The organism is Dyadobacter sp. LHD-138, assembly GCF_030929615.1.
GTDB lineage: Bacteria > Bacteroidota > Bacteroidia > Cytophagales > Spirosomataceae > Dyadobacter.
This window is the reverse complement of the sequence record NZ_JAVFVU010000041.1, coordinates 19542-42349: the sequence shown is the minus strand read 5'-3', so window position 1 is coordinate 42349 and position 22808 is coordinate 19542. Positions and strand designations below refer to the sequence as shown.

The 22808-nt window shown below is 43.7% G+C and carries 15 protein-coding genes; all 15 read left to right on the top strand.

The genetic code is table 11. The features are described 5' to 3' along the window. The first annotated feature begins 14 nt into the window (after positions 1-14). The 15 genes from RB622_RS25070 (at position 15) to RB622_RS25005 (ending at position 22780) form a co-directional block, all read left to right on the top strand. Positions 15-2057 (top strand): FAD-dependent oxidoreductase, encoded by a 2043-nt coding sequence (locus RB622_RS25070; protein WP_409021917.1) that lies wholly within the window; start codon positions 15-17, stop codon positions 2055-2057. Between the two features lie 24 nt (positions 2058-2081). After that, entirely contained in the window at positions 2082-3740 is a 1659-nt protein-coding gene (locus RB622_RS25065) for an FAD-dependent oxidoreductase (RefSeq protein WP_308049498.1), read from the top strand. 91 nt (positions 3741-3831) lie between these two features. After that, positions 3832-4197: a Tn3 family transposase gene (locus RB622_RS25060; RefSeq protein ID WP_308049497.1), complete on the top strand. Its 366-nt coding sequence runs from the start codon at positions 3832-3834 to the stop codon at positions 4195-4197. Beyond that, positions 4137-4571: a helix-turn-helix domain-containing protein gene (locus tag RB622_RS30405; RefSeq protein WP_409021921.1), complete on the top strand. Its 435-nt coding sequence runs from the start codon at positions 4137-4139 to the stop codon at positions 4569-4571. Before RB622_RS25060 ends, RB622_RS30405 begins: the two co-directional genes overlap by 61 nt. Positions 4572-5382: 811 nt before the next feature. After that, positions 5383-6066, top strand: a complete 684-nt coding sequence (locus RB622_RS25055) for a GntR family transcriptional regulator (RefSeq protein ID WP_308049496.1) — start codon at positions 5383-5385, stop codon at positions 6064-6066. 338 nt (positions 6067-6404) lie between these two features. Next, positions 6405-9458 (top strand): TonB-dependent receptor, encoded by a 3054-nt coding sequence (locus RB622_RS25050; protein ID WP_308049495.1) that lies wholly within the window; start codon positions 6405-6407, stop codon positions 9456-9458. Positions 9459-9475: 17 nt separating this feature from the next. Beyond that, a complete protein-coding gene (locus tag RB622_RS25045; protein WP_308049494.1) occupies positions 9476-11236 on the top strand; it encodes a RagB/SusD family nutrient uptake outer membrane protein in 1761 nt (586 codons plus the stop codon). Between the two features lie 31 nt (positions 11237-11267). Beyond that, positions 11268-13400, top strand: a complete 2133-nt coding sequence (locus RB622_RS25040; protein ID WP_308049493.1) for a DUF6259 domain-containing protein — start codon at positions 11268-11270, stop codon at positions 13398-13400. A gap of 40 nt (positions 13401-13440) precedes the next feature. Continuing rightward, positions 13441-14196, top strand: coding sequence for a 3-oxoacyl-ACP reductase family protein (locus RB622_RS25035; protein WP_308049492.1), 756 nt, complete (start codon positions 13441-13443; stop codon positions 14194-14196). Between the two features lie 2 nt (positions 14197-14198). Continuing rightward, on the top strand, positions 14199-15434 hold the full coding sequence (locus tag RB622_RS25030) for an MFS transporter (RefSeq protein WP_308049491.1): 1236 nt from the start codon (positions 14199-14201) through the stop codon (positions 15432-15434). A gap of 105 nt (positions 15435-15539) precedes the next feature. Beyond that, positions 15540-16709 carry a galactonate dehydratase gene (gene dgoD, locus RB622_RS25025; RefSeq protein ID WP_308049490.1) on the top strand — a complete coding sequence of 390 codons (1170 nt, stop codon included), beginning with the start codon at positions 15540-15542 and terminating at the stop codon, positions 16707-16709. 55 nt (positions 16710-16764) lie between these two features. Further along, entirely contained in the window at positions 16765-17061 is a 297-nt protein-coding gene (locus tag RB622_RS25020) for a dihydrofolate reductase family protein (protein WP_308049489.1), read from the top strand. 236 nt (positions 17062-17297) lie between these two features. Continuing rightward, complete coding sequence (locus RB622_RS25015; protein ID WP_308049488.1) at positions 17298-17879, top strand: RNA polymerase sigma-70 factor; 582 nt, start codon at positions 17298-17300, stop codon at positions 17877-17879. A gap of 82 nt (positions 17880-17961) precedes the next feature. Beyond that, on the top strand, positions 17962-19143 hold the full coding sequence (locus tag RB622_RS25010; RefSeq protein WP_308049486.1) for a FecR domain-containing protein: 1182 nt from the start codon (positions 17962-17964) through the stop codon (positions 19141-19143). 283 nt (positions 19144-19426) lie between these two features. Next, positions 19427-22780: a TonB-dependent receptor gene (locus RB622_RS25005; protein ID WP_308049485.1), complete on the top strand. Its 3354-nt coding sequence runs from the start codon at positions 19427-19429 to the stop codon at positions 22778-22780. The last annotated feature ends 28 nt before the right edge of the window (positions 22781-22808 follow it).

The window sequence follows — 22808 nt, the reverse complement described above, 5'->3', positions numbered from 1 at the left end:
AAATACTAAAATTAATGAACATGAATAAAAAAAATATAACGAGAACGGTTGTAATCAGCCTTTCTTTATTGATTCTGTTTACTTTACCAGCACACAAGCCTGATATTTTAGATACCAAGAAAAATCTCAAAGTCGACATCTGCATTTACGGAGGGACGGCAGCAGGTGTGATAGCAGCATATACAGCCAAGAAAATGGGAAAGTCGGTGGTACTTATTGAACCAGGAGCCCACTTGGGTGGTATGACCTCGGGCGGGCTGGGACAAACAGATATCGGAAATAAATACGCAATTTCTGGATTATCTCTCGATTTTTACCGGCGCTTGGGTAAGCACTATGGTAAGTTTGAGAACTGGATTTTTGAACCGCACATTGCTAAAAAGTATTTGCAGCAATATCTCGATGAAGCTGGAATTGAGGTTATTTACAACCGACGAATCGTTGCCGCTTCTAAAAATGGTACGAATATCTCGGTAATCGAACTAGAAAATAGTTTAAAACCATCCAAATCAACCAATACGAAGGTTGAGGCTACCATGTATCTGGATTGTACCTATGAGGGCGACCTTCTTGCTAAATCAGGGGTAAGCTATATTGTTGGCAGGGAAGCAAATTCTGTATACAATGAAACCATCAATGGTGTGCAACTCATGGATGGTCACCAGTTTCCGGATGGCATTGATCCCTATAAGATTCCCGGTAAACCTGAAAGTGGATTAATCTGGGGAATTTCATCCGAGCAACTTGTTCCTGATGGGACGGGGGATAAAAAAGCCCAGGCTTATAATTATCGTATTTGTCTGACTTCTGACCCCCAAAATCAAGTACCCATTACACGTCCTGAGGGTTACGACGCGAGCCGTTACGAGCTATTACTAAGGTTGATGAAGAAACAACCGCAAAGAAAGAAGTTGATAGACTACTTCATTTGGAGTCCGATGCCAAATCATAAAACGGATATCAACAACCGCAATGGCTTTTCTACAGACATGATTGGCATGAACTACGATTATCCGGATGGGGATTATGCCAAGCGAGCCGCCATTATTAAGGATCATGAGGTATATACAAAAGGCCTTCTGTATTTCGTAGGACACGACGAACGTGTTCCTCAGGAGCTTCGCCAGGAAATGCTGCAATGGGGGTATCCAAAAGATGAATATACAGAGACTGGAAACTGGTCGCCGCAATTGTATATCAGAGAGGCTAGAAGGATGGTTGGTAGCTATGTGATGACGCAGGCCAATTGCCAGGGTAAAGAGGTGATTACGGATGGCGTGGGTATGGCGGCTTATACCATGGACTCGCACAATGTACAAAGACTGGTGGTGAATGGAATGGTGAAGAATGAAGGCAATGTAGAAGTGGGTGGTTTTGGGCCGTATCCGGTATCTTATCGTTCCATCATACCCCAAGAAAAGGAGTGTGGAAATCTTTTGGTACCTGTTTGTTTGTCCGCTTCTCACATTGCCTATGGTTCTATACGGATGGAGCCGGTATTCATGGTTCTGGCTCAGTCCGCTGCGGTAGCCGCTTCCATGGCTATTGATGGGAAGACATCTGTGCAAAAGGTAAATACGACAATATTACAAAGCAATATTAAGCGTAATCCACTTGCGAATGGAAGTATTCAACATGTGTTGGTTGATAACGATGATAAAGCGAATGTGAAAGTGACCGGTAAATGGACTGCATCAAAAAGAGGAAGTTACGGGCCGTCTTTACTTGCATCGGATACAACAGCGAGTGGAATAATGACCGTGAAGTTTACTCCCGAAATACCGAAAAGCGGGAATTATGGTACGTACATTTATTTGCCCAAATTGAAGGGGTTAGCGGATATTATTCCATTAAAGGTTTCGAATGGAAAAGCAGAGAAGGAGCTCACCATAAAAACGGCTGATGTTGTAGTTGTCGGCCAAACCTCGGGTGAATGGGTGTTTATAGGTAATTATGATTTGGTTAAAGGTAACCAGGCATTTGTAGAAATTTCTAACACGAATGCAAAAGGGACGGTCTTCGCAGATGCAGTAATGATGGTTCCGAACTTCAAATAAATTTTCATTAAACCTCAAATTGAAATGAAGCTTAATCTCACGTATTTAATTTCTGTGTTTTTTTTTAGTTTGATATCCTGTGGAGCCAATGAAAAAAAAGAGGATTTCTTCCAAGCCGACGTCATCGTCTATGGTGGGACTTCTGCTGCCGTTACAGCTGCTGTGCAGGTAGTGAAGCAGGGCAAAACGGTTCTTATCGTTTCTCCTGATACGCATTTGGGCGGGCTTTCTTCTGGTGGTCTGGGGTTTACCGACACGGGTAATAAGTCTGTAATTGGTGGATTGGCCCGAGAATTCTACCACCGCGTATATATGTATTACGATAAGTCCGAAACCTGGGAGTGGCAAAAGAAGGATGAATACGGTAACAAGGGACAAGGCACGCCGGCTATGGATGGAGCAGAACGTACCATGTGGATTTTTGAACCCCGTATCGCAGAAAGGGTTTTTGAAGATTTTGCCAAGGAAAACAATTTGAAAATATACCGGGACGAATGGTTGGACCGGGAGAATGGTGTTGAAAAAAAAGATGGCCGTATTGTTTCGATCAAAACGCTGAGCGGTAAGGTATTTAAAGGTAAAATGTTTATTGATGCCACCTATGAGGGCGATCTGATGGCCTCGGCAAAGGTGAAATACCATGTAGGTCGAGAGGCTAATTCGGTTTACAATGAAGAGTGGAATGGTATTCAGGCAGGCGTTTTTCAACACAAACATTATTTTCAAAAAAAAATCAGTCCATATAAAATAGAAGGAGATCCCCAAAGCGGATTGCTTCCTTACGTTTCCGGCGAAAAAATAGGTAAAAACGGAGAGGGTGATAATAAAATTCAGGCTTATTGCTTCCGGATGTGCTTGTCGTCCAATCCTGACAACCGCATTCCCTTTCCAAAACCCGAAGGTTATGATCGCTCTAAATATGAATTATTGGCGCGGGTATACAAAGCTGGATGGTCGGAAACTTTTGAGAAGTATGATCCGATTCCAAACAAGAAGACAGATACCAACAACCACGGGCCTTTCAGTACCGACTTTATAGGGCAAAATTACGATTACCCCGAAGCGACCTATGAACGTAGAAAAGAGATTATCAAGGAGCATGAGCTATACCAGAAGGGCCTGATGTACTACCTAAGTAATGACGAAGCGGTACCGGCAGCGGTTCGGGCTGAGATGAATAAATGGGGGCTTCCGAAGGATGAGTTTAAGGACAATGGCGGCTGGCCACATCAGTTGTATATCCGGGAGGCACGTCGAATGATCGGCAAAGAAGTCATGACCGAAAATGAAACATTGAGTAAAAAGGCGGTTTCAGAGTCGGTTGGTATGGGCTCTTATTCTCTTGATTCACACAACGCCCAGCGTTATGTGAAAGAGGATGGCTTTGTGCAAAACGAAGGGGATATTGGCGTCCATGCCAAAGTACCATACAGCATTTCTTATGGCTCTCTTGTACCTAAAAAGGAGGACTGTGAAAACCTCCTCGTGCCGGTTTGTATGTCGAGCTCACACATTGCATTTGGTTCGATACGCATGGAACCTGTATTTATGATACTGGGACAAAGTGCAGCTTCGGCGGCAATCCTTGCCATTGACAACAAAACGAGTGTACAGGATGTTGAATATGCAAAATTGAGAGAACAGCTTTTGAAGGATAACCAACGGTTGGAGTTTAAAAAATAAAGCTGCCGAACAAAATCAGTTTCTATATGAATTTGAAAATAGATCGACGGGAACTGTATTAAGCGATGAAATTGAAATTGGATAGTACATCATGATGGCTATCCAATTTTGTTTCTGTTATTCCCAGGGATATGTTATTCCATTGGTCGAAGTTCTTTCAACCGTCCAAAATGCAACCGGCTTTATTTCTTCGTTTATTCATAGCGGAATTGATAATATCCCCAAACGTCCGGAAGAGAAGTTGTTCTTCGCAGCAATTCTTGGCTTCGGGTGTAATATTGGAATCCGTAAATTCTCGTTTATGTCTAAGGGCATCCGGACCAGTTCACTAGAAACAACGGCGCTCCAATATTTTTCACCAGATACCGTAGTACCTGCAAATGACAAAGTACTTGCATTGAGCAATGCCTTACCACTTACCGAGCAATTTACCCTTCCGGTAGAATTAGCTTTGTAAACATAGGAGACCGTGAATACAGTGTTTTAAAGGAGCTCCGAGATGAAGTCATAGTAGAAAATAAATTATACAATGATCGTAAGAAGAGCCCTAAAGATCAGTTTGTTAAAAGTGATTCAACTGATCGGTATCGGAACAGATTCAAAGAAGTGAAGCGACTTTACCCGGATGGTCAATCAATATTGTCAATTGCCCAAAAATTTAAGATGAGCAGACAAACTGTTAAAAAATATATCGCTATCCATTCTCTGCCAAAAAAATCCAGTTACAATCAATTGGATAAGTACATGTTATATATAAAAGAGAGGCTAATTCAACAACCCTCGTTACAGCTTCGTAACTTATGGTCTGAGCTTCAACAACAGGAGGTATAATGGAGCCTATACAACGCTATCCGAAAACATGAAGAAACCAGGTATCATGATGGGCAAAAAGTCAAAGATCGTTCAATTTTCCAGGCTGCCAGATTTATTATGGACACCCTCAAAAGCCAGCATCCTGTTTTTCAAAGATGTAGATGTGCTTTTCTTCAAGCAAAAGAACACAATAGTTAGTCTTTGCTAAAAGTCTCATATCTTAACCAAAGTACTACAGCCGGTGCGACATTTCAGATTTCTAATGAAAACAAAGGCTGGTAATCAACTAAATGGATGGATTTTACAAGCCATTGACTCGGGTCTCAAAGGGATTGGAGGATTTGCCCAAAGTATGAAACAAGATTTTCAAGCGATCCAAGACGCATTTAATTTACCCTAGGGTAATGAACCTGTGAAGGTAATGTAAATAAAATTAAAACGATGGAAAGGCAAATGTATGGTCGTGCCGGTTTTGACTTGTTAAAAAGGAGACTGTTGCTAAATTCGGAATGACCACCAAAAGTGGGGATGAACCAATCTGGCACGGAACGAGGTGGTTTTGCTATCCGAATTTTCCACTATTCAGCAAAAAAGATCATACGAAAGTCGAGCGTATTGTTAAAACAATTGAAAAATTGTAAGGAGCCAAAAATTGCGGTGCAAGTAGTCAGAAACCGAGCAGGGCGAAGATCCGATAGTTTCCGGTTTATCACTTCCTGTCTTACTGACTCGATATTGCTCATTTTAAATGCGTGAAGTTACAAGGGAGTAAAATTGTATACAATATTGAATTCTTCTTAACTATATTTGTTTAATAAAACGATAGAAATTGAAGAATTCGACAGAAGCTGGTCTGGTTGAGAAACTTGCAGACCCAACGTACTCCCGGGTAAGGGAGAAGTTGAGAGAAGATATAGTGAGTGGTTATTTTCCTTCTGGGAAGCGCCTTAAGATTGCTGAGCTCATTGATCGGTACTCTGTTAGCCAGATGCCTATCAGAGAGGCTTTGCAGCAGCTGCAAGGCGAAGGCCTTATCATTATTGAACCTAATAAAGGTGCCCATGTACGGCAGATCGATCAGGGTTTTCTGGAAAATATGTATGACATACGCCAGCTGATTGAGGTCTACCTGACTGTTAAGAGCATCGATCATATACAGGATAAGGATGTTAAGGAGCTTATCCAAATACAAGGTAAGTATGAACTGGCTGCAAAAAAAAAGGATTATGATCTTTGCGTAAAACTAAACAAGCTTTTCCACGTAACCATTTATGCTGTGGCAAATAACCCGGAAGGGTCGCAGATTTTGGAAAAGCACTGGCAACTTATTAACACGCTTCGCTTTACGCATGGTTATGGCCCTGATCGGTTAGCGGAAGTCATCGAAGAGCACCGGAATATCATTAAAGCTTTGGATAAAAGGGATGTTATCGCAGTTGAAAAGGCTGCTACTGCCCACTGTGTCGCGGCGAAGGCAGATTTAATAAGTCAAATAAGCCGCAGGGGCAACTAAGTTAACGCTACTTACCTGTCAAAGAGACGGAATAGAACACCTCAGGGCTCGTGGAATTTCCACGAGCCCTGAGGTGTTCTGGCGTTTACAGTGATCAATAAGCCCTTCAAAAAATATTTTAAATTATATATTGTATACAATATATAATTTATGCTACATTTGTAAAATATAATTATAGTTGCAGATTTTATAATTGATTCTAGTGTCCTGAAAGGATGCAATGCCGAAAAGTTAAGCATGAGATTCAAGTAAACAGGTCAGGATTACAGGACTTAGCCATGTAGTGTTCTGATTGTTCTGTATTAAGGTGTTTTAAAACCAATCAAATATATGTTCCAATGAAATATAGAAAACTCCGGGGCTGGCCCGAAAGGTGGCGGGTCGTAATTCTGCTGTGTTCTTTAAAGTTTGTCTTCTTGTCCGCATACGGGCAGCAAGCTAATTTATCAGGGAGGGTGACCGCCGCCAATGGCTCGGCATTGCCTTTTGTTAATGTGGTAATAAAGGGAAGTTCTATTGGTACACAAACGGATACCACAGGATATTACTCGTTAAAAGCAGCTGACAATAGCGGTACATTATCATTCTCGTTCATTGGCTTTCAGCCCCTGGAAGTTCCTATGGACGGCAGGCTTGTTATCGATGCCATAATGAGCGCCGACGTTAACAATCTGGACGAAGTAGTGGTTGTCGGTTATGGAACACAGCAAAAACGAGACATTACCGGAGCAATAGCTTCCATAAGTGCTAAAAAGTTAGCGCAAGTGCCGGCATTAAATGCTGCACAATCTTTGCAGGGGATGGCGGCGGGGGTTGACGTCTATAATACCTCGCAGGCGCCAGGTGCTGTACCTCAAATCAGAATACGTGGAAACCGATCCATTAATGCCTCAAATCAACCTTTGATTGTCGTAGACGGCATTCCGTTGATTGGCAATTTGAATGACGTCAATTCCAATGACATTGAATCGATGGAAGTATTGAAAGATGCTTCTGCCACAGCAATTTATGGTTCCAGAGGGGCCAATGGGGTGGTTATTATCAGTACAAAACGTGGTAAGGTGGGCCCCTCTAAGATAAGTTACAGTGCTTACTATGGCGTGCAGAAGGAGTTAAGACGGTTGGACATGATGAACGGAGCGCAGGTTGCCGCATTCAGGAGAGAGGCAAGGAGAGCTACCGGGAATTACAATTCGGATAAGCCTTCGCTTGCATTGGATCAGAACGTATTTTACTTTCCTGATCCTAATGTCATTGAATCGGTGGCGATGGCCTATGATGCGGAAGGAAATTATGATCCTGCCAAGGTGCGTTCTTTCGATTGGCTGAATGAAGTGATGAGGACCGGGACGGTACTGGATCACCAGCTTAGTTTTTCGGGTGGAAGTGAAAAAACACGGTTTTCTGTATCAGGAGGGTATTATAAGAATACTGGAATACTGAAGGGTTTTGACTATTCCCGCTCCAGTATACGCATGACCGTTGATCATCAGGTGAATAAGATTATCACCTTTGGCGGAACTTTATCAGGGTCATTTAATAAAAATAACGAAACGGCCAACACGTTTCTGCAGGCCTTGCGGATGCTGCCTTTAGCTCCAATTTATGATGACAACGGTGTTCCTGTTCTTTATCCCGCGGGCGAAACTTCACAATCCAATCCGGTGAACCGTTTAAATAATACTCAAAACGAGCATACGACAAAGCACTTTTACGGAAGCTTTTTTGTAGAGGCTAAGTTGCTGGATGGATTGACTTATAAACTGAATTTTGGGCCGGATTTTCGACTAAACAGATCAGGAACCTTTCAGGGAAGCCTTGCGCTTTTGGGAGGTTTACCGACTTCAACTTACAGCACGGGTCAAAATTTTCATTATACCCTGGACAATCAGCTGAATTTTAACCGGACTTTTGCCGGGAAGCATAAAGTGATGGCTACGCTCCTGCACAGTGTCGAACAGGATGTAGTAGAAACCAGCGCGGCGGGTGTGCAGGGCTTACCTTACGAGTATCAGCTCTGGTATAATTTGGGATCTGCAAGTACGATAAACAGTCTTGGTTCTAATTATCAGAAATGGCGGTTGAATTCATACATGGGCCGTTTTAATTATAGCTTCAATGGAAAGTATTTGGTTACATTAACAGGCAGGTATGATGGATCATCCAGGTTAGCAGAAGGAAATAAATTCAACTTTTTCCCTTCAGTTGCAGTTGGGTGGAATATTTCGGAGGAGGATTTCTTGAAGTCATGGACACCTTTGTCGGAATTGAAACTGCGTGCCAGTCACGGCAACACAGGGAACACCTCCATAAGTCCATATCAAACGCTTGGGTCATTAGGCAGAACGAGCTATGCCAATGATAACAGTCCGGCATTTGGATACCAGCCCAACTTATTATACAATCCGAATCTTAAGTGGGAAAACACAGGACAAACCGACATTGGCCTGGATTTTGGACTATTTAATTACAGGATATCAGGAGCCATCGACTGGTATAGACAGCTGACAACCGATCTGATTCTTTCACGCCAGCTTCCTACGGCATCAGGTTTTGGACAGATCACCGAAAACATTGGCAGGACCAGGAACACAGGCATTGAAATTTCATTAAATGCAAAAATACTGGACAATAGGGACGGGTTAAGCTGGTCGACAGACTGGATTTTTACCAGAAATAAAGAGGCAATACTGGAGTTGGCAAATGGAAAAGTAAACGATATAGGCAACAAGTGGTTTATTGGCCAGCCGGTCGCTACGCACTATGACTTTAAAAAAATCGGTATCTGGCAAAATACACCGGAAGATCTTGAGAAAATTAAAGGGTATAATGCAAACGGAAGCACTTTCGCTCCGGGTGAAATTAAGTTAGAGGATGTCGATGGCAACGGAAGAATCAATCAGGATGACCGGGTGATTCTTGGGTCCGCAGTTCCAAAATGGTCCGGTAGTTTTTCGAGCACGTTTGCCGACAGAGGTTTCGATTTCTCTTTTATGGTATTTGCCAGGATGGGTCAGAAGTTGAATGATGGTTTCGATCTTCAGGACGGGTTGTATGAAGGGAGATTTAATTGGCTCAATGTAAATTACTGGACCCCGGAGAATCCTACCAATGACTATCCAAGACCTCGCAATGGCAGGCAGGTCCCACTTAATTCTACTGCCCTCAATTATCATGACGCTTCATTTGTTCGCGTTAGGCAAATTTCCTTGGGCTACACGCTGCCAAAGACGGTTTTGAATGCCATGAGAATGAGTCAATTACGCATATATGTAACAGCGTTGAACCCCTTTCTTTTTACAAAATACATGGGCTCGGATCCTGAGGGTGCAACCGGATTTACAACACCTAGCACCCGCACGGCCATGTGTGGCGTAAGTCTTTCCTTTTAAAATAAAACGATAAGAAAATGAGAAATAGAATTAGCATTTTGCTTCTGATTGCAATGATCTCTACTTCCTGCCAGGATTTTTTGAAGGAGGAAATGGTTTCCGGAATTAGCTATGAGTATTATAATACGGAGAAAGGAATTGAATCGTTGGTTTGGGCTTCCTATGCTCCCCTGCGGGCCTTTGGTGGAACGGAAAGCGGTGTGAGAATGAGTAATTTCGGAACCGATTTATGGCAGTCCACCAGCGTTTCTTCCGGAAACGAATTTCATGTTTATACTTCCGAAATAGGGCCTGCGAATTCCAATTTTAGTGCCCTCTGGACAAACTTCTATAAAGGGATTAATTCTTGTAATATAGCTATAAACCGAATACCTGATATTGCCGGAGAATCTACGCTCAGAACCCAGGAAGGCAAAAATAAACGCCTGGGAGAAGTGAAGTTTTTGCGCGCTTACTATTATTTTGTTCTTGTACAGAGTTTTGGCAAGGCCCCGCTATTGCTGGATGAAAACATCAGCGCAATCCGGGAAATAAAAAGAGCTTCAGTGGCCGAAATCTACAAGGCTATCATCGCGGATCTAACATTTTCTGCAAACTATCTACCCGCTGTTCAACCGGATTATGCGCGTCCAACCCAATCTGCGGCTCAGCATTTATTGGCTAAGGTATACCTTACACGTGGAAGTGCGGTGGCTGAGGATCGGGGCCAGAAAAATACAGATATGGACAGTGCAGCTTATTTTGCCGAGAAAGTAATCGCCTTTAAAGACGGACTCCTGGCTGATTACGATGCCGTGAGAGGTTGGCAGAATGAGAAAAATAAAGAAGCGCTGTTTTCTGTCCAGTATTCTACGGATAGACTGATCAATGGTACGGGTAGTGAAATGGGTAGGGTTTATACCATTCAATATGAGACTGTTGCTGGATTACAGCCATCCCTTGAATATGGACTGCCCTATGTGAGGCTGCGTCCAACCGAATACTTTTACGATCTGTATAACCGTAAGAATGATTCCCGGTTTTATAAGTCCTTCAATACGGCCTGGTTATGCAATAGAGGGGATAATATTCCTAAATGGACGGCAAGCGACGCGCCTAAACCAGAATTGGTAGGGAAAGCCAGGTTTGCCATAGGGGACACCGCTTTATATGTTTCGATGAATCCGGATATTCCCGCCGGGCAGGTTGGGGGAAAACCATATTTGTGGCTTCCGCGTAATAAATTTACAACCAGGCTGTTTCCTCAATATAAATATCATCTGGATCCCAGAAAGACGAACGTCAACGATCAAAATGGCACGCTGGATTTTACGCTGATGTGGCTGGGCGAGACATACCTTATTGCAGCAGAAGCGCACGGAAGAAACAAAAATTATCAGTCGGCAGTGAAATTCATTAATGTTGTAAGAAGCAGGGCTGCCTATAAGCAAGGAGAGGCGAAACCCAAGCAGTTTTATCTGGTCGAAGGCGGGGCGTTTTCAGAACTTACTACCGGGACAGGAAATAAGATGCTGATTACTGAGGATAAAATAAACAGTTTTGAAAAACTCCGGGATTTTATTCTTGAAGAAAGAGCCCGAGAACTGGGTGGCGACAATGATCGGTGGTTTGACCTGGTGCGTACCGAAACATTCCTGAACAGAGTAAAAGCACTTAATCCCATTGCAGCCCCTCTTGTGAAAAGTTTCCATAAACTGCGTCCTATACCGCAGGAACATATTGACAGAATAGAAAATGGCGGACCGATAGCTGAGGAGCAGAATGAAGGGTACTTTTAAGGAAGTTATGAATTACATTTAAAATGATAAGATGAAAAACATTGAAAAGCAACTGTGTAAATTAATTGTCATGTTGGCCCTGATCGGCTTGCCTGTAATGGCTTTAAGCCAGTCTCCACTTACGCTAAGGAATGATAATATAGAGATTTCTTTTGACCCCAGCGGCAATCTGAAATCGCTGAAAAATATCCGCACTGGACACGAGTATGCATCTGGTCGACCCATTTGGAGGCTTTATTACGATACAAAAAAAGAAAAGGAGATCGAAGTGGTTACCAAGGATAATATTCCTGCTGTGACCAGGGAAGGTAATCAGTTGAAAATTTCATATAGCAGTTTGAAATCCAGGGATAATGAAGTGAAAATAGGCCTGGTCCTTCATGTTATTCTGGAAGAAAATCAGGTTCGTTTTGTTTCTGAGGTGGTTAACAACGAGCCCCACACCATTGTCAGGGAACTTCATTATCCGCTGGTTGGAAACCTGCAATTAAGTAAAGGGCAAAGCCTGCTCACGACCTATTTCGGAGGCCAGTTGTACCCGGACCCCAGAAAGGAAATTTTAGAAAAGGGAAATAACCCGCCATACATGGCGCCCTCTCAATATTACCGCCAGATGGACTTAAAATATCCTTCCGGTGCGGCCTCCAATTGTTTTGCATTTCCTGCCGCCAATGAGGGATTGTATTTCGGCAGTCATGACACTACATTTCAGGATACCTGGCACGGTCTGCGTCTGTACCCGGATGCCAAAGGAGAATTCAAAGAACTGGAAGCAGGTATGTTCAAATATCCGAATTGTATGGCAGGTGAAAAGTGGCGCTGCGATGCCAACGTAATCATTCCGTACACGGGAAGCTGGCACGAAACGTCCAAAATATATAGAAACTGGGCAAATACATGGTGGAAAAATAACACAATTCCACAATGGGTGAAGGAAATGAAAAGCTGGCAGCGAATTATATTCAGGCATCAATACGGAGAAACCTTTTTTAAATATACCGACTTAGGGAATAGAATAAAAAGTGTTGGTCAAAGTGTGGGCGCTGACGCCGTTTTTCCATTTGGGTGGTGGGAAAGTGGTATGGATAATGGCAACCCGAATTATTCAACGGATCCTGCACAGGGCGGTGATGCTGGTTGGAAAAAGGCAATTGCCGAATATAAAAAGGGGGGAGGAAAGGTGTTGCTCTACTTCAATGGAAAACTCATAGACAAGGAAAGTGCATATTATAACACAGGGCCTGGAAAGGAGCTTGTTTTTAAAGATAACACGGGATCGGAAATAACCGAATCGTATCGTTTTAAAGGACTCGGGACATTTACAGGCAGTTATAACTCGCGGACCTTTGCTGTCGCGGACACGAGAAATCCTAAATGGCAGAAAAAGTTAATCGAAATGGCCGATCTGGCTATCGGGTATGGGGCTAACAGTGTTTTCTTTGACCAGTTAGGTTACGGTGAAAGTACGTCAAACTGGGATTTGAGTAAAGAATTTCCGATTCCTAATACGCATATTATTGCCGACAAAGCCAGGGCTCTTGAAATGGTTCATGATCATATCGATACGCGGGATAAGAACTTTGCTATTGGGACGGAATGGTTCACAGACGTAACGGCTCAGCACGTGGATTACATCCACAATATCTACGGCGCAACAGGAAACACCAGTTTTATTGACTGGGCGCGGTACACATTTCCTGAGGTGATCATTTCGGACCGGGAGATACGGGATGATACGGATATTGAGAGACGTGTAAATCATACCGTTCTAAAAGGTTTGCGTAATGATATTGAAATATATCGGTGCAGAGACCTGATTGATCAGACACCCCGCTATCAAAAATATCTGGCAGCAATTAACCAGATCAAGGAAAAGTACAAATCCCTGTTGTTAGCGGGTACATATCAGGATACAGACGGATTTTCCGTTGATAATGCTAAAATACAAGCCCGCAGCTTTGTAAATGGGCATAAAATGGCAGTTGTCGTCACGCAAAGCACGGAAGGCCAGGTAGATGGAATAATTTCTGTTCCCGGATACAAATTTCTGGAATCATCCGTAGCAGGGGAGGTGAAGCTTGAAAATATGGGTAGTAAAGGGTACGGCGTGAAGTTGAGCAAGCATGGCCTTACGGTGCTGATTTATGAGAAATCAGGCAAATAATAACAGCAGGGTAATCTAGTATTATTTATAAATCACGACAATGAATTCAGAACTGGAAGGAAAGGTTGCATTGATTACGGGTTCTACCAAAGGAATTGGAAAAGGGATAGCCCTGGTATTGGCTGAAAAAGGGGCGGATATCGTTATAAACGCCGAAGCAATTGATGATGAGGCTCAGCAGCTTGCTGACAGAATAAAGGCAATGGGCAGAAAGGTTATTATCATAAAAGCGGATGTGCGTCTGGAGAAAGAGGTAAAGGATCTCTTTGACCAGATCATTGAAAAATTTGGGCAGTTGGATATTTTAGTGAATAATGCCGGCACCAATCAACCGAAGGACATTTTTGAAACGGAACTGGTGGATTGGCAAAGAATCATCGATACCAATCTGACCAGTACTTTCCTGTGTTCCAGACAAGCCATGAAAATCATGGCAAATCAGAAAAGTGGGCGTATCATCTGTATCAGTTCCGTCGTTGGCGAGCGGGGCGCGTTGTTCGGTCATGTACATTATGCGAGCAGTAAAAGTGGTATCCTTGGTTTTGTTAAAACTTTGGCACGCACTGGTGCTCCCCTTGGCATTAACGTGAATGCGGTAGCTCCCGGGCTCATTGGGACCGAGTTGTTATTTCAGACGCATGGAGAGGAACAGGTGAATGACCTGGCGAAATCAATTCCGTTGGGACTTGGCACGCCTCGTCAGGTGGGGTTGGCGGTTGCATATCTCGCCGGCGAAGGGGGAGATTACATCACGGGTGCCACGATTGATATCAATGGCGGAGCTAATTTTCGATAAATATGGAAGCTGAAAATAGATTAAAAAAACGTCCCTGGTATAAATGGGAATTACTTTTACTGCTTTGGTTTGCTTTTTTCTTCAATCAGGCAGACCGGCAAATTTTCAATTTCGTAATCCCGCTGGTTAAAACGGACCTGGGCCTTACCGAAGGTCAGTTGGGTCTGGTAGCCTCCATATTTGTGTTTAGCCTAGGTATATGTATTCCAATAGGCGGCATTGTTGGTGACTACTTTGATCGTAAGTGGGTGATTGCCGGGAGTCTTCTATTCTGGAGTATAGCCACTTTTCTTACAGGATACAGTATTAGCCTTCTGCATTTGATATTGTTCAGAAGTATTGCCGTTGGGGGAGGAGAATCATTTTACGCCCCCGCAGCTAATGCGCTCATCGGTGAGTATCATAAAAAAACAAGGGCTGTAGCCATGAGCATACACCAGACGGCCCTATATGCAGGCGTTATTGTAAGTGGTTTTTTAGTGGGCTCTATTGCCGAGCGTTATGGCTGGAGATATTCCTTTGTGATATTTGGTTCAATCGGATGCGCCTTATCGGTTATACTTGCTTTCAGACTGGAAAATTCGATACCTAAAATAGAGGCGAAAGAATCAAAGCTGATAAAAGAGGGGGTTCGGGCATTCTTTAAAAAGCCCACAGTTCTTTTACTGACTTTTGCTTTTGCGGGGATGATATTTGTGAATGTGGGTTACATGACCTGGATGCCTACATTTCTGTATGAAAAATTTCATTTGTCGTTGCGTGATGCCGGATTTTCTTCCATGTTTTACCATCATGCGGCAGCCTTTGTGGGTGTTATGATTTCCGGTAAATTATCCGATGCGTGGGTATTAACCAATAAGAAAGCACGTATGGTTATTTTAACCGGGGCATTGCTGGCGGGAGCACCTTTCATCGTATGGATGGCGCAGGCAGATGGTCTGTATATGACATATTTCGCGCTGGCCGTTTTTGGTTTGTTCAGAGGATTTTATGATGCCAATATCTATGCTACTTTATTTGATTTTGTGGAACCTGCCCGCCGATCGATTACCGTAGGGTTGTTTGTCATGTTCGGTTTTCTGATCGGTTCCTTGTCGCCGGCTATGCTTGGTTATCTTAAACCCGTTTTGGGTATGGAAAATGGACTTTCATTATTAGCTATTGGTTACATTTTAGCGGGTTGTTCCGCGGCAATTGCGACAGGATTTTTTTTCAAAAAGGATTATGTCAGCGAATAAAAAAAGCGATGTTGTCTGGTTGGGCCGGAGCGGGTATGTTCCAGATGCATACAGAGCTCAGAGAATAAACACAAAAATTTTTCCATTTCAGAAAATAGTCAAATTATGAAAATTACTGCTGTCAAAACTTACATTTGCCATGCGTACCGCACAAATTGGGTTTTTGTAAAAATCTTTACCGATGTGGACGGACTTCATGGTGTAGGAGAAGCCACATTGGAATATAAGGAACACACAGTGGCCAGGGCATGTCACGAACTAGAGAGCCTGTTGATCGGTAAAGACCCGCACCGTATTGAAGAATTCTGGCATAGTGCCTACAGGGATGCCTACTGGCGTGGAGGAGCCGTACTGATGAGCGCGATTTCTGCCATAGAAATGGCGCTTTGGGATATCAAAGGTAAAGATCTGGGTGTGCCTGTGTACCAGTTACTTGGTGGGAAAGTGAGAGATTCAATCGCCTGCTACGCAAATGGCTGGTTTGCTCCGGCCAACACACCCGATGAATTTGCAGAAAAGGCGCGGCAGGCTGTTTCCCAGGGATTTAGTGCGTTGAAATGGGATCCTTTCGGATCGGCTTATCTGCAGATCGATCGTAAACAACTGAACGATGCCCTGGAATGTATTGGAGCTGTCTCAGAAGCAATCAAAGATAAGGCAGATATTATTATCGAAGCACACGGGAGGTTTGATATCCCAACGGCGGTCCGGATTGGTCAGGCGCTTGGGGACTTCGATATTCTTTGGTATGAAGAACCTATTCCACCACAAAATCTTGAGGGGCTTGCCGAAGTAAAACGGCGCGTTCCTGTTCCTGTTTCGGCTGGTGAACGGCTCTATAACCGGTGGGAGTTTCGCAGCCTGTTTGACCTGAAAGCAGCAGATTTTATTCAACCGGATGTTAGTCACGCGGGAGGCATCATGGAAATAAAGAAGATAGCCGCAATGGCCGAGGCATATCACATTCCTATTTGTCCTCACAATCCAAGTGGTCCTGTTGCAAATGCGGCAACACTGCAACTGGCAGGAAACTTACCGAATTTTTATCTTTTAGAAACCATGAGCAGTGATGTTCCCTGGCGATCGGAAATATCTACCGAAGAGGTCCGGTTTGAAAAAGGGAAAATGTTCATTTCCGACAAACCTGGTTTGGGTATTGATATTAATGAAGAGGCAATTAAGAAACATCCGTATCAGCCTAAGGAACTTAGACATTACAAAGGTACACTGACTGATATAAGGCCTTTGGATGCGAGTAGCTATTTTAAGCAGTAGATTTTGGAAACATTTCATATCTCAGTGACGGAAGTCGCTTACCTAAGCGGCTACTATGATCAGGCCCATTTTATACGTGACTACAACGGATGCAATGGCGGAAGCGCGCAAAATTAAGGAACAGCCTGGTAAAGATATCTGGCTATACGGTGGCGCTTTTCTTGCTGAGGCGCTGATGAATGAAGGCCTTGTCGATGAGTTATGGCTATCCGTGCAGCCGATACTGCTTGGCGGTGGCAGACTTTTGTTTGGCCAATCCCGCGACTGCATTCAGCTTACACTCTTAAGCAGCAAAACCTATACGACAGGTCTGGTATCGCTCCGATACAGTATCAGCAAGGAGGAGAATTAGTATTGGCCATGTTCAAAAATAATGAAATGCTTTTAGAGAGTATCAAGGACCAAGACCTACCAGCGCATGGAAGCGCTGGTAGGTCTTGCACGAGAGGACTTCCTGATAAATTAGGGGTCAAATTTTTTATTCACAACCAACTTTCGTTAGCACCTTTCAAAATCAAAACAACAATTTGATAAGAGTCGGATCAATATATATAACTATTTTATTATATATTTGTCTTTTTGGTGCCCATGAATGCTTATCAGGAATATAGCGATTTGGAGTTAATGACGCTCATCTCAGAGGACGACGATCAGGCCTTTGGAGAGATATATCAGCGTTATAAGGGTGTCCTGTTTATGCATGCTTACAGGATTTTGGGCAGCGAGGAGGAGACCAAGGATGTGTTGCAGGAGCTTTTCACAGCTTTGTGGACAAAAAGGAATTCAATTGTTTTGAAAGTCAGCCTGTCGTCCTATTTGTATGGGGCAATACGGAACCGCATTTTTGATGTGATCGCGCACAAAAAAGTGGAGGAACGCTATATTGATTCTCTTGCTACATTTATCGAAGAAGGCGAATGCGTTACTGATCATCAGTTAAGGGAAAATGAACTGGCAGCGCTCATTGAGAGAGAAATTGCACTGCTTCCTCCGAAAATGAGAGCGGTATTTGAATTGAGTCGAAAGAAAAATCTGTCGTACAGCGAAATCGCGGACGAACTCCATATTTCTGACAAAACAGTTAAAAAACAGGTAAACAACGCACTGCATATTTTACGGGTGAAACTGGATATTGCATTCATAATCACTGTGTTTTTAACTTTCATCTAATTTTTTTAATTTTTTTTGATATTCTTCTACTACCAGGAGTCTTCCAGGCCGTCTTACTTACACAAGCAGTAAATCGGCGAAAATGGAATTGTCACGGGCAAAGGAATTAATTCAAAAATACCGGGAAGGTACACTGACCGAGCAGGAGAAATCGCTGCTGGAAAGTTGGTACCTGGATTTGGCCAAAACGGACCGGAAGGCGATTGGTGCAGAAGAACTGGAGACCAATTTGGATGCAGTTTGGGAAGCGCTACCGGTTTACAAACTGCCCGAAACGGTCGAAACCGGCGAAATGAGGCGGATGTTCAGATATACTTCTATCGCAGCGTCCATACTATTGCTATGCTCGCTGGGCGCTTATTTTTTCTATAACCAGCCCAAGGTTCCCACAGCCAAAGAGATCACCTATGCTGCCGACACAGCCCCTGGTGACAATAAAGCCATTCTTACCTTGGCCGGTGGTGCCGAGATTATGTTGGATAAAGAAAAAAACGGGGAGCTTGCCCGGGAGGGGAATATGACGATCCTGAAAACCAGTTCCGGTGAGGTGGTGTACCAGCCCTTGGGCAGGAAAACTGGCAGTAAAGATTTAAGTTATAATACGATCACGACGCCAAAAGCGGGACAGTATCAGGTAAGGTTGCCAGACGGCACCAAAGCCTGGTTGAACGCAGCATCTTCCATTCGTTTTCCAACTAGTTTTCCGGAGAATGATAGGGTGGTGGAAATTATGGGTGAAGTGTATTTTGAAGTTGCCAAGGTGACGATTCGTGATAAAAGGGTTCCCTTTAAAGTATTGTCAGGGAATCAGTTAGTCGAGGTTCTTGGTACTCATTTTAATATCAATAGCTACAAGGACGAAGGAAATATCAAGACAACCCTTGTCGAAGGGAGCATCAAAGTCAGGATGGCTGGAAACTTAGAAAAGGGCATTTTACTACGACCCGGTCAGCAGTCTCAGCTAATTGCATCGGGACGAAAGGCAACTGAGGCCAGCAGCTTTAACGTGAAAGAAGTTGACGCAAGTGCCGTTGTTGCCTGGAAGAATGGGTTTTTCCGGTTCGATAATGTAGGGCTGCCAGAATTGATGCGACAGCTTTCACGCTGGTATGACATGGAGGTGGTTTATGGCTCGCCGATCAAAGACCACGAATTCGTCGGGCAGATTGAGAGAACTGCCCGTTTGTCCAAAGTCTTGAAAATTCTGGAAATGGGAGATGTCCATTTTCGCGTGGAAGGGAAAAAAATAATTGTGACTGACTAGGTCTAAACCCAAATTGTTAAAAACTTAAACCCGGAATCTATGAAGAAATAGTAAAGTGTGATTGTCAGATCTTCCGAAAACAAAAAGCCGTTTCAGATGCGACCTGAAACGGCGGATGTGCCCGGAATTGAAAGCCCTTTTCGCGAAAAGCGGAAAGAGGGTCATTGTTGTTATTGCGTAAAAACAATCTTTAATCCCAAACCTGATCAAAAGTATGCAAATTTTTGTACACAGAAAAATGCCGTATATGTATAGGCGTTATTTTTCTAAAATATTATTGGTGATGAAGTTGACGGCCTTTATTCTAACGATACTATGCCTTCATGTATCAGCAGCAGGCTTTTCCCAGAAAATTGCCATGACGGTGAAGAACAAACCGCTTACCGAGGTTTTTTCATTCATAGAACAGCAAAGCGGCTATAAATTCTTTTACGACAACAAGGTCGTAAAAAAGGGAAACAGAGTTACAATTAACGTCCGTGCCGGATCCGTCCAGGAGATCATGGATGAAGTCATGAAGGGACAGCCCATGACTTTTAGTATTATTGATAAAACAATTGTTATAAAAAAGAAACCCGAGGGAATTGAAGCGCCTCAATCTGTTGTAAATCCGGTAGCAATTGATATGAAAGGAACCGGTTATAGTCCAGCGAGAGCCGCCATCGATAAGCGAATGGAATTAATTCTAATGAGCAAAACGGGGGAGCCGGAGAAAACGGATCTGAATCTGAAAGGTAAGGTAACAGATGAAAAAGGGGAGGGCTTACCAGGGGTAAGTGTGGTCATGAAGGGTTCGCAACGTGGTACGACCACAGACGCGGACGGCTCATTCCAACTGGAAGTACCTGAAAGTAACGCTGTATTGATTTTTAGTTTTGTCGGCTATATGTCAAAAGAAGTGGCAGTTGGTTCGCAAACTTCCATAGATGTATCACTTCAGACAGATAACAGAAGCCTGAATGAAATCGTAGTGGTTGGCTACGGAACGGTTAAAAAGAGTGACCTGACAGGTTCGCTTTCCCAGGTGAAGTCAAAAGAATTGAACGCATATCCGGCAACTAACGTATTGCAGGCTCTTTCCGGCCGGGCGGCAGGGGTTCAGGTTTTGCAGAATACGGGTGCGCCGGGTGGTGGTATCAGCGTGCGTATCAGGGGGACAAATTCGCTTCGCGGCAGCAATGAGCCACTTTATGTGGTGGATGGTTTTCCGATCAGCGGCAGTAATCCGACGATTTTGAATAACGCTGACATAGAAAGTATGGAAGTGTTGAAGGACGCCTCTGCCACGGCAATCTATGGATCGAGAGGTGCAAACGGAGTTATATTGATTACTTCAAAACAGGGGAAATCAGGAAAAACACGGGTTGATTTTGAAACGAGTTATAGTGAACAAAAGCTCCGCAAGAAGCTTGATATGATGAATGCAACCGAGTACGCAACATTTTATAACGAACAGGCGGCCAACGACAAACTGAACCCTTATTTTACCCAGGCTCAGATAGATGGAATGGGAGAAGGGTTCGACTGGCAGAACCTCATTTTCAGGCAGACATCAATGAAAACAACCGCCTTGAATGTTAGTGGAGGAAATGAAAAAACGAACTTTTCTATTTCCGGAAGCACGTTTAATCAGGATGGTATTGTGAAAGGGAGCGATTACAACAGATATTCCTTGCGGACCAACATCAGTCACACAATCAGTAAAAAATTCAGTGTCAATTTTGCCGGGACTTTAAGCCGGCTGGTTACATCCAGGAAAGACAGTGAGGGCGGTGGCCGCGGTACTTCCATGATTTCCTCGGCCATAGGCGCGCCACCCTCTCTGACCCCCTATAACGCAGATGGCAGCTACAGGATCCTGGCCACTGCTTATCCTTTTGTCGCCACCGATCTGATCAACCCGATCAACTTTATTAATGAACAAAACAACAAGACAAAAGCAAATGTGGCTTTACTCAATGCGGCGTTTATTTTTAAGCCTATTGAAGAACTAACCATTAAAATTGCGGGTGGCATTGAAAACCGGGACGATCGTTCAGATAATTACACGAGCCGGAATTTTGTTCGGTCAAGCGGGGCCGCATCGGTATCTACAGGTCAGTTCACGAGCTTATTGAGCGAAAATACAATCAGTTACAACAAGACCATCAGAGAAAAACATAATATTGCTGCGGTAGCTGGCTTTACCTATCAGGATTTTCTGTCCACAGCATTGTCCGGAAGCGGAGTCGGCTTTCTGAGTAACGTAACCGAGACCTATGATCTTAGCTCTGCTGCTACCCCGGGTATTCCAAGATCGGACTACACGAAGTCCGTGCTATTATCCTATCTGGCAAGACTGAATTATTCTTTCGACAGCAGATATCTTGCCACGATTAGCATACGCAGGGATGGAGCGTCCAAGTACAGCGAAGGCGATAAGTGGGGTTATTTCCCGTCGGCTGCACTCGCCTGGCGTGTTTCCAGTGAAGAATTTTTGAAAAACAACCCGTTGATCTCCGACCTTAAATTGAGGGCCAGTTGGGGGCGCACGGGCAGTCAGGCCATTGATGCCTATGCAACACTGAACCAGCTTAATTCCGGTAAAACCGTTTTTGGTGATGCATTGTACAGCACCTACGGCCCTGGAACGACTCTACCAGGAAATTTAAAATGGGAAACGACCGAGCAAAAAAATGTGGGAGTTGATCTGGGCATATTGAAAAACAGGCTTATCGTTACAGCAGATTATTATGTAAAAAACACGCGGGATCTGCTCAACAGTGTACCGCTGCCTTCATCCCTGGGATACAGTAACACGATCCGGAACATTGGAGAAGTACAGAATAAAGGCTTTGAACTGGGGCTGGACGGGCGTATCCTGACGGGAGAATTTAAGTGGGACATGAATGCCAATATTTCTTTCAATCGCAACAAAGTGGTGAAGTTGAATGACGGACTGGATGTTCTGGGAGGTAATGTCAATGTGGTGGTGATCAATGATGTGACAAATATCTTGCGTGAGGGCCGGCCAATAGGTCAGTTCTGGGGTTATGTGGAGGACGGTTATGATGAAAAAGGTAAAATAAAATACAAGGACACAGATGGGGATGGCAGTATCACGATCAAAGACAAAACCTATATAGGCAACCCGAATCCGGATTTTATCTACGGGATCAATTCCAGTATGTCATATAAAAACTTTGACCTCGTTCTTTTTGTGCAGGGTGTTAGCGGAAATGAGCTGTTCAACACCAGCGGCATGAGCAGCACCATCGATTATGGTTTTGGGCTAAACATGCCCAAGGAGGTTTATCAAAATCATTGGACCCCTTCCAATACAAACGCGAAATATCCGATTATCAGCAACAGCGTTAATGCGAGGGTTTCCAACCGGTATCTGGAAGACGGGTCTTATTTGCGCCTGAAAAACATCCAGCTGGCCTACAATTTTCCGCTGCAAAAATGGGAAGCGAAATGGATAAGGACAGCTCAGCTGTATGCCAGTGCACAAAACCTGCTTACGCTCACAAAGTATTCCTGGTGGGATCCCGAGGTAAACTCAAAGGGAGGAAGCAACTCTACGATGCAAGGGGTAGATTTTTACAGTTACCCTATAGCCAAAACGGTGACTATCGGTTTACGCGTTGGTTTCTAGAAAAAGCTCATGTTTTTATTTTGAAAAA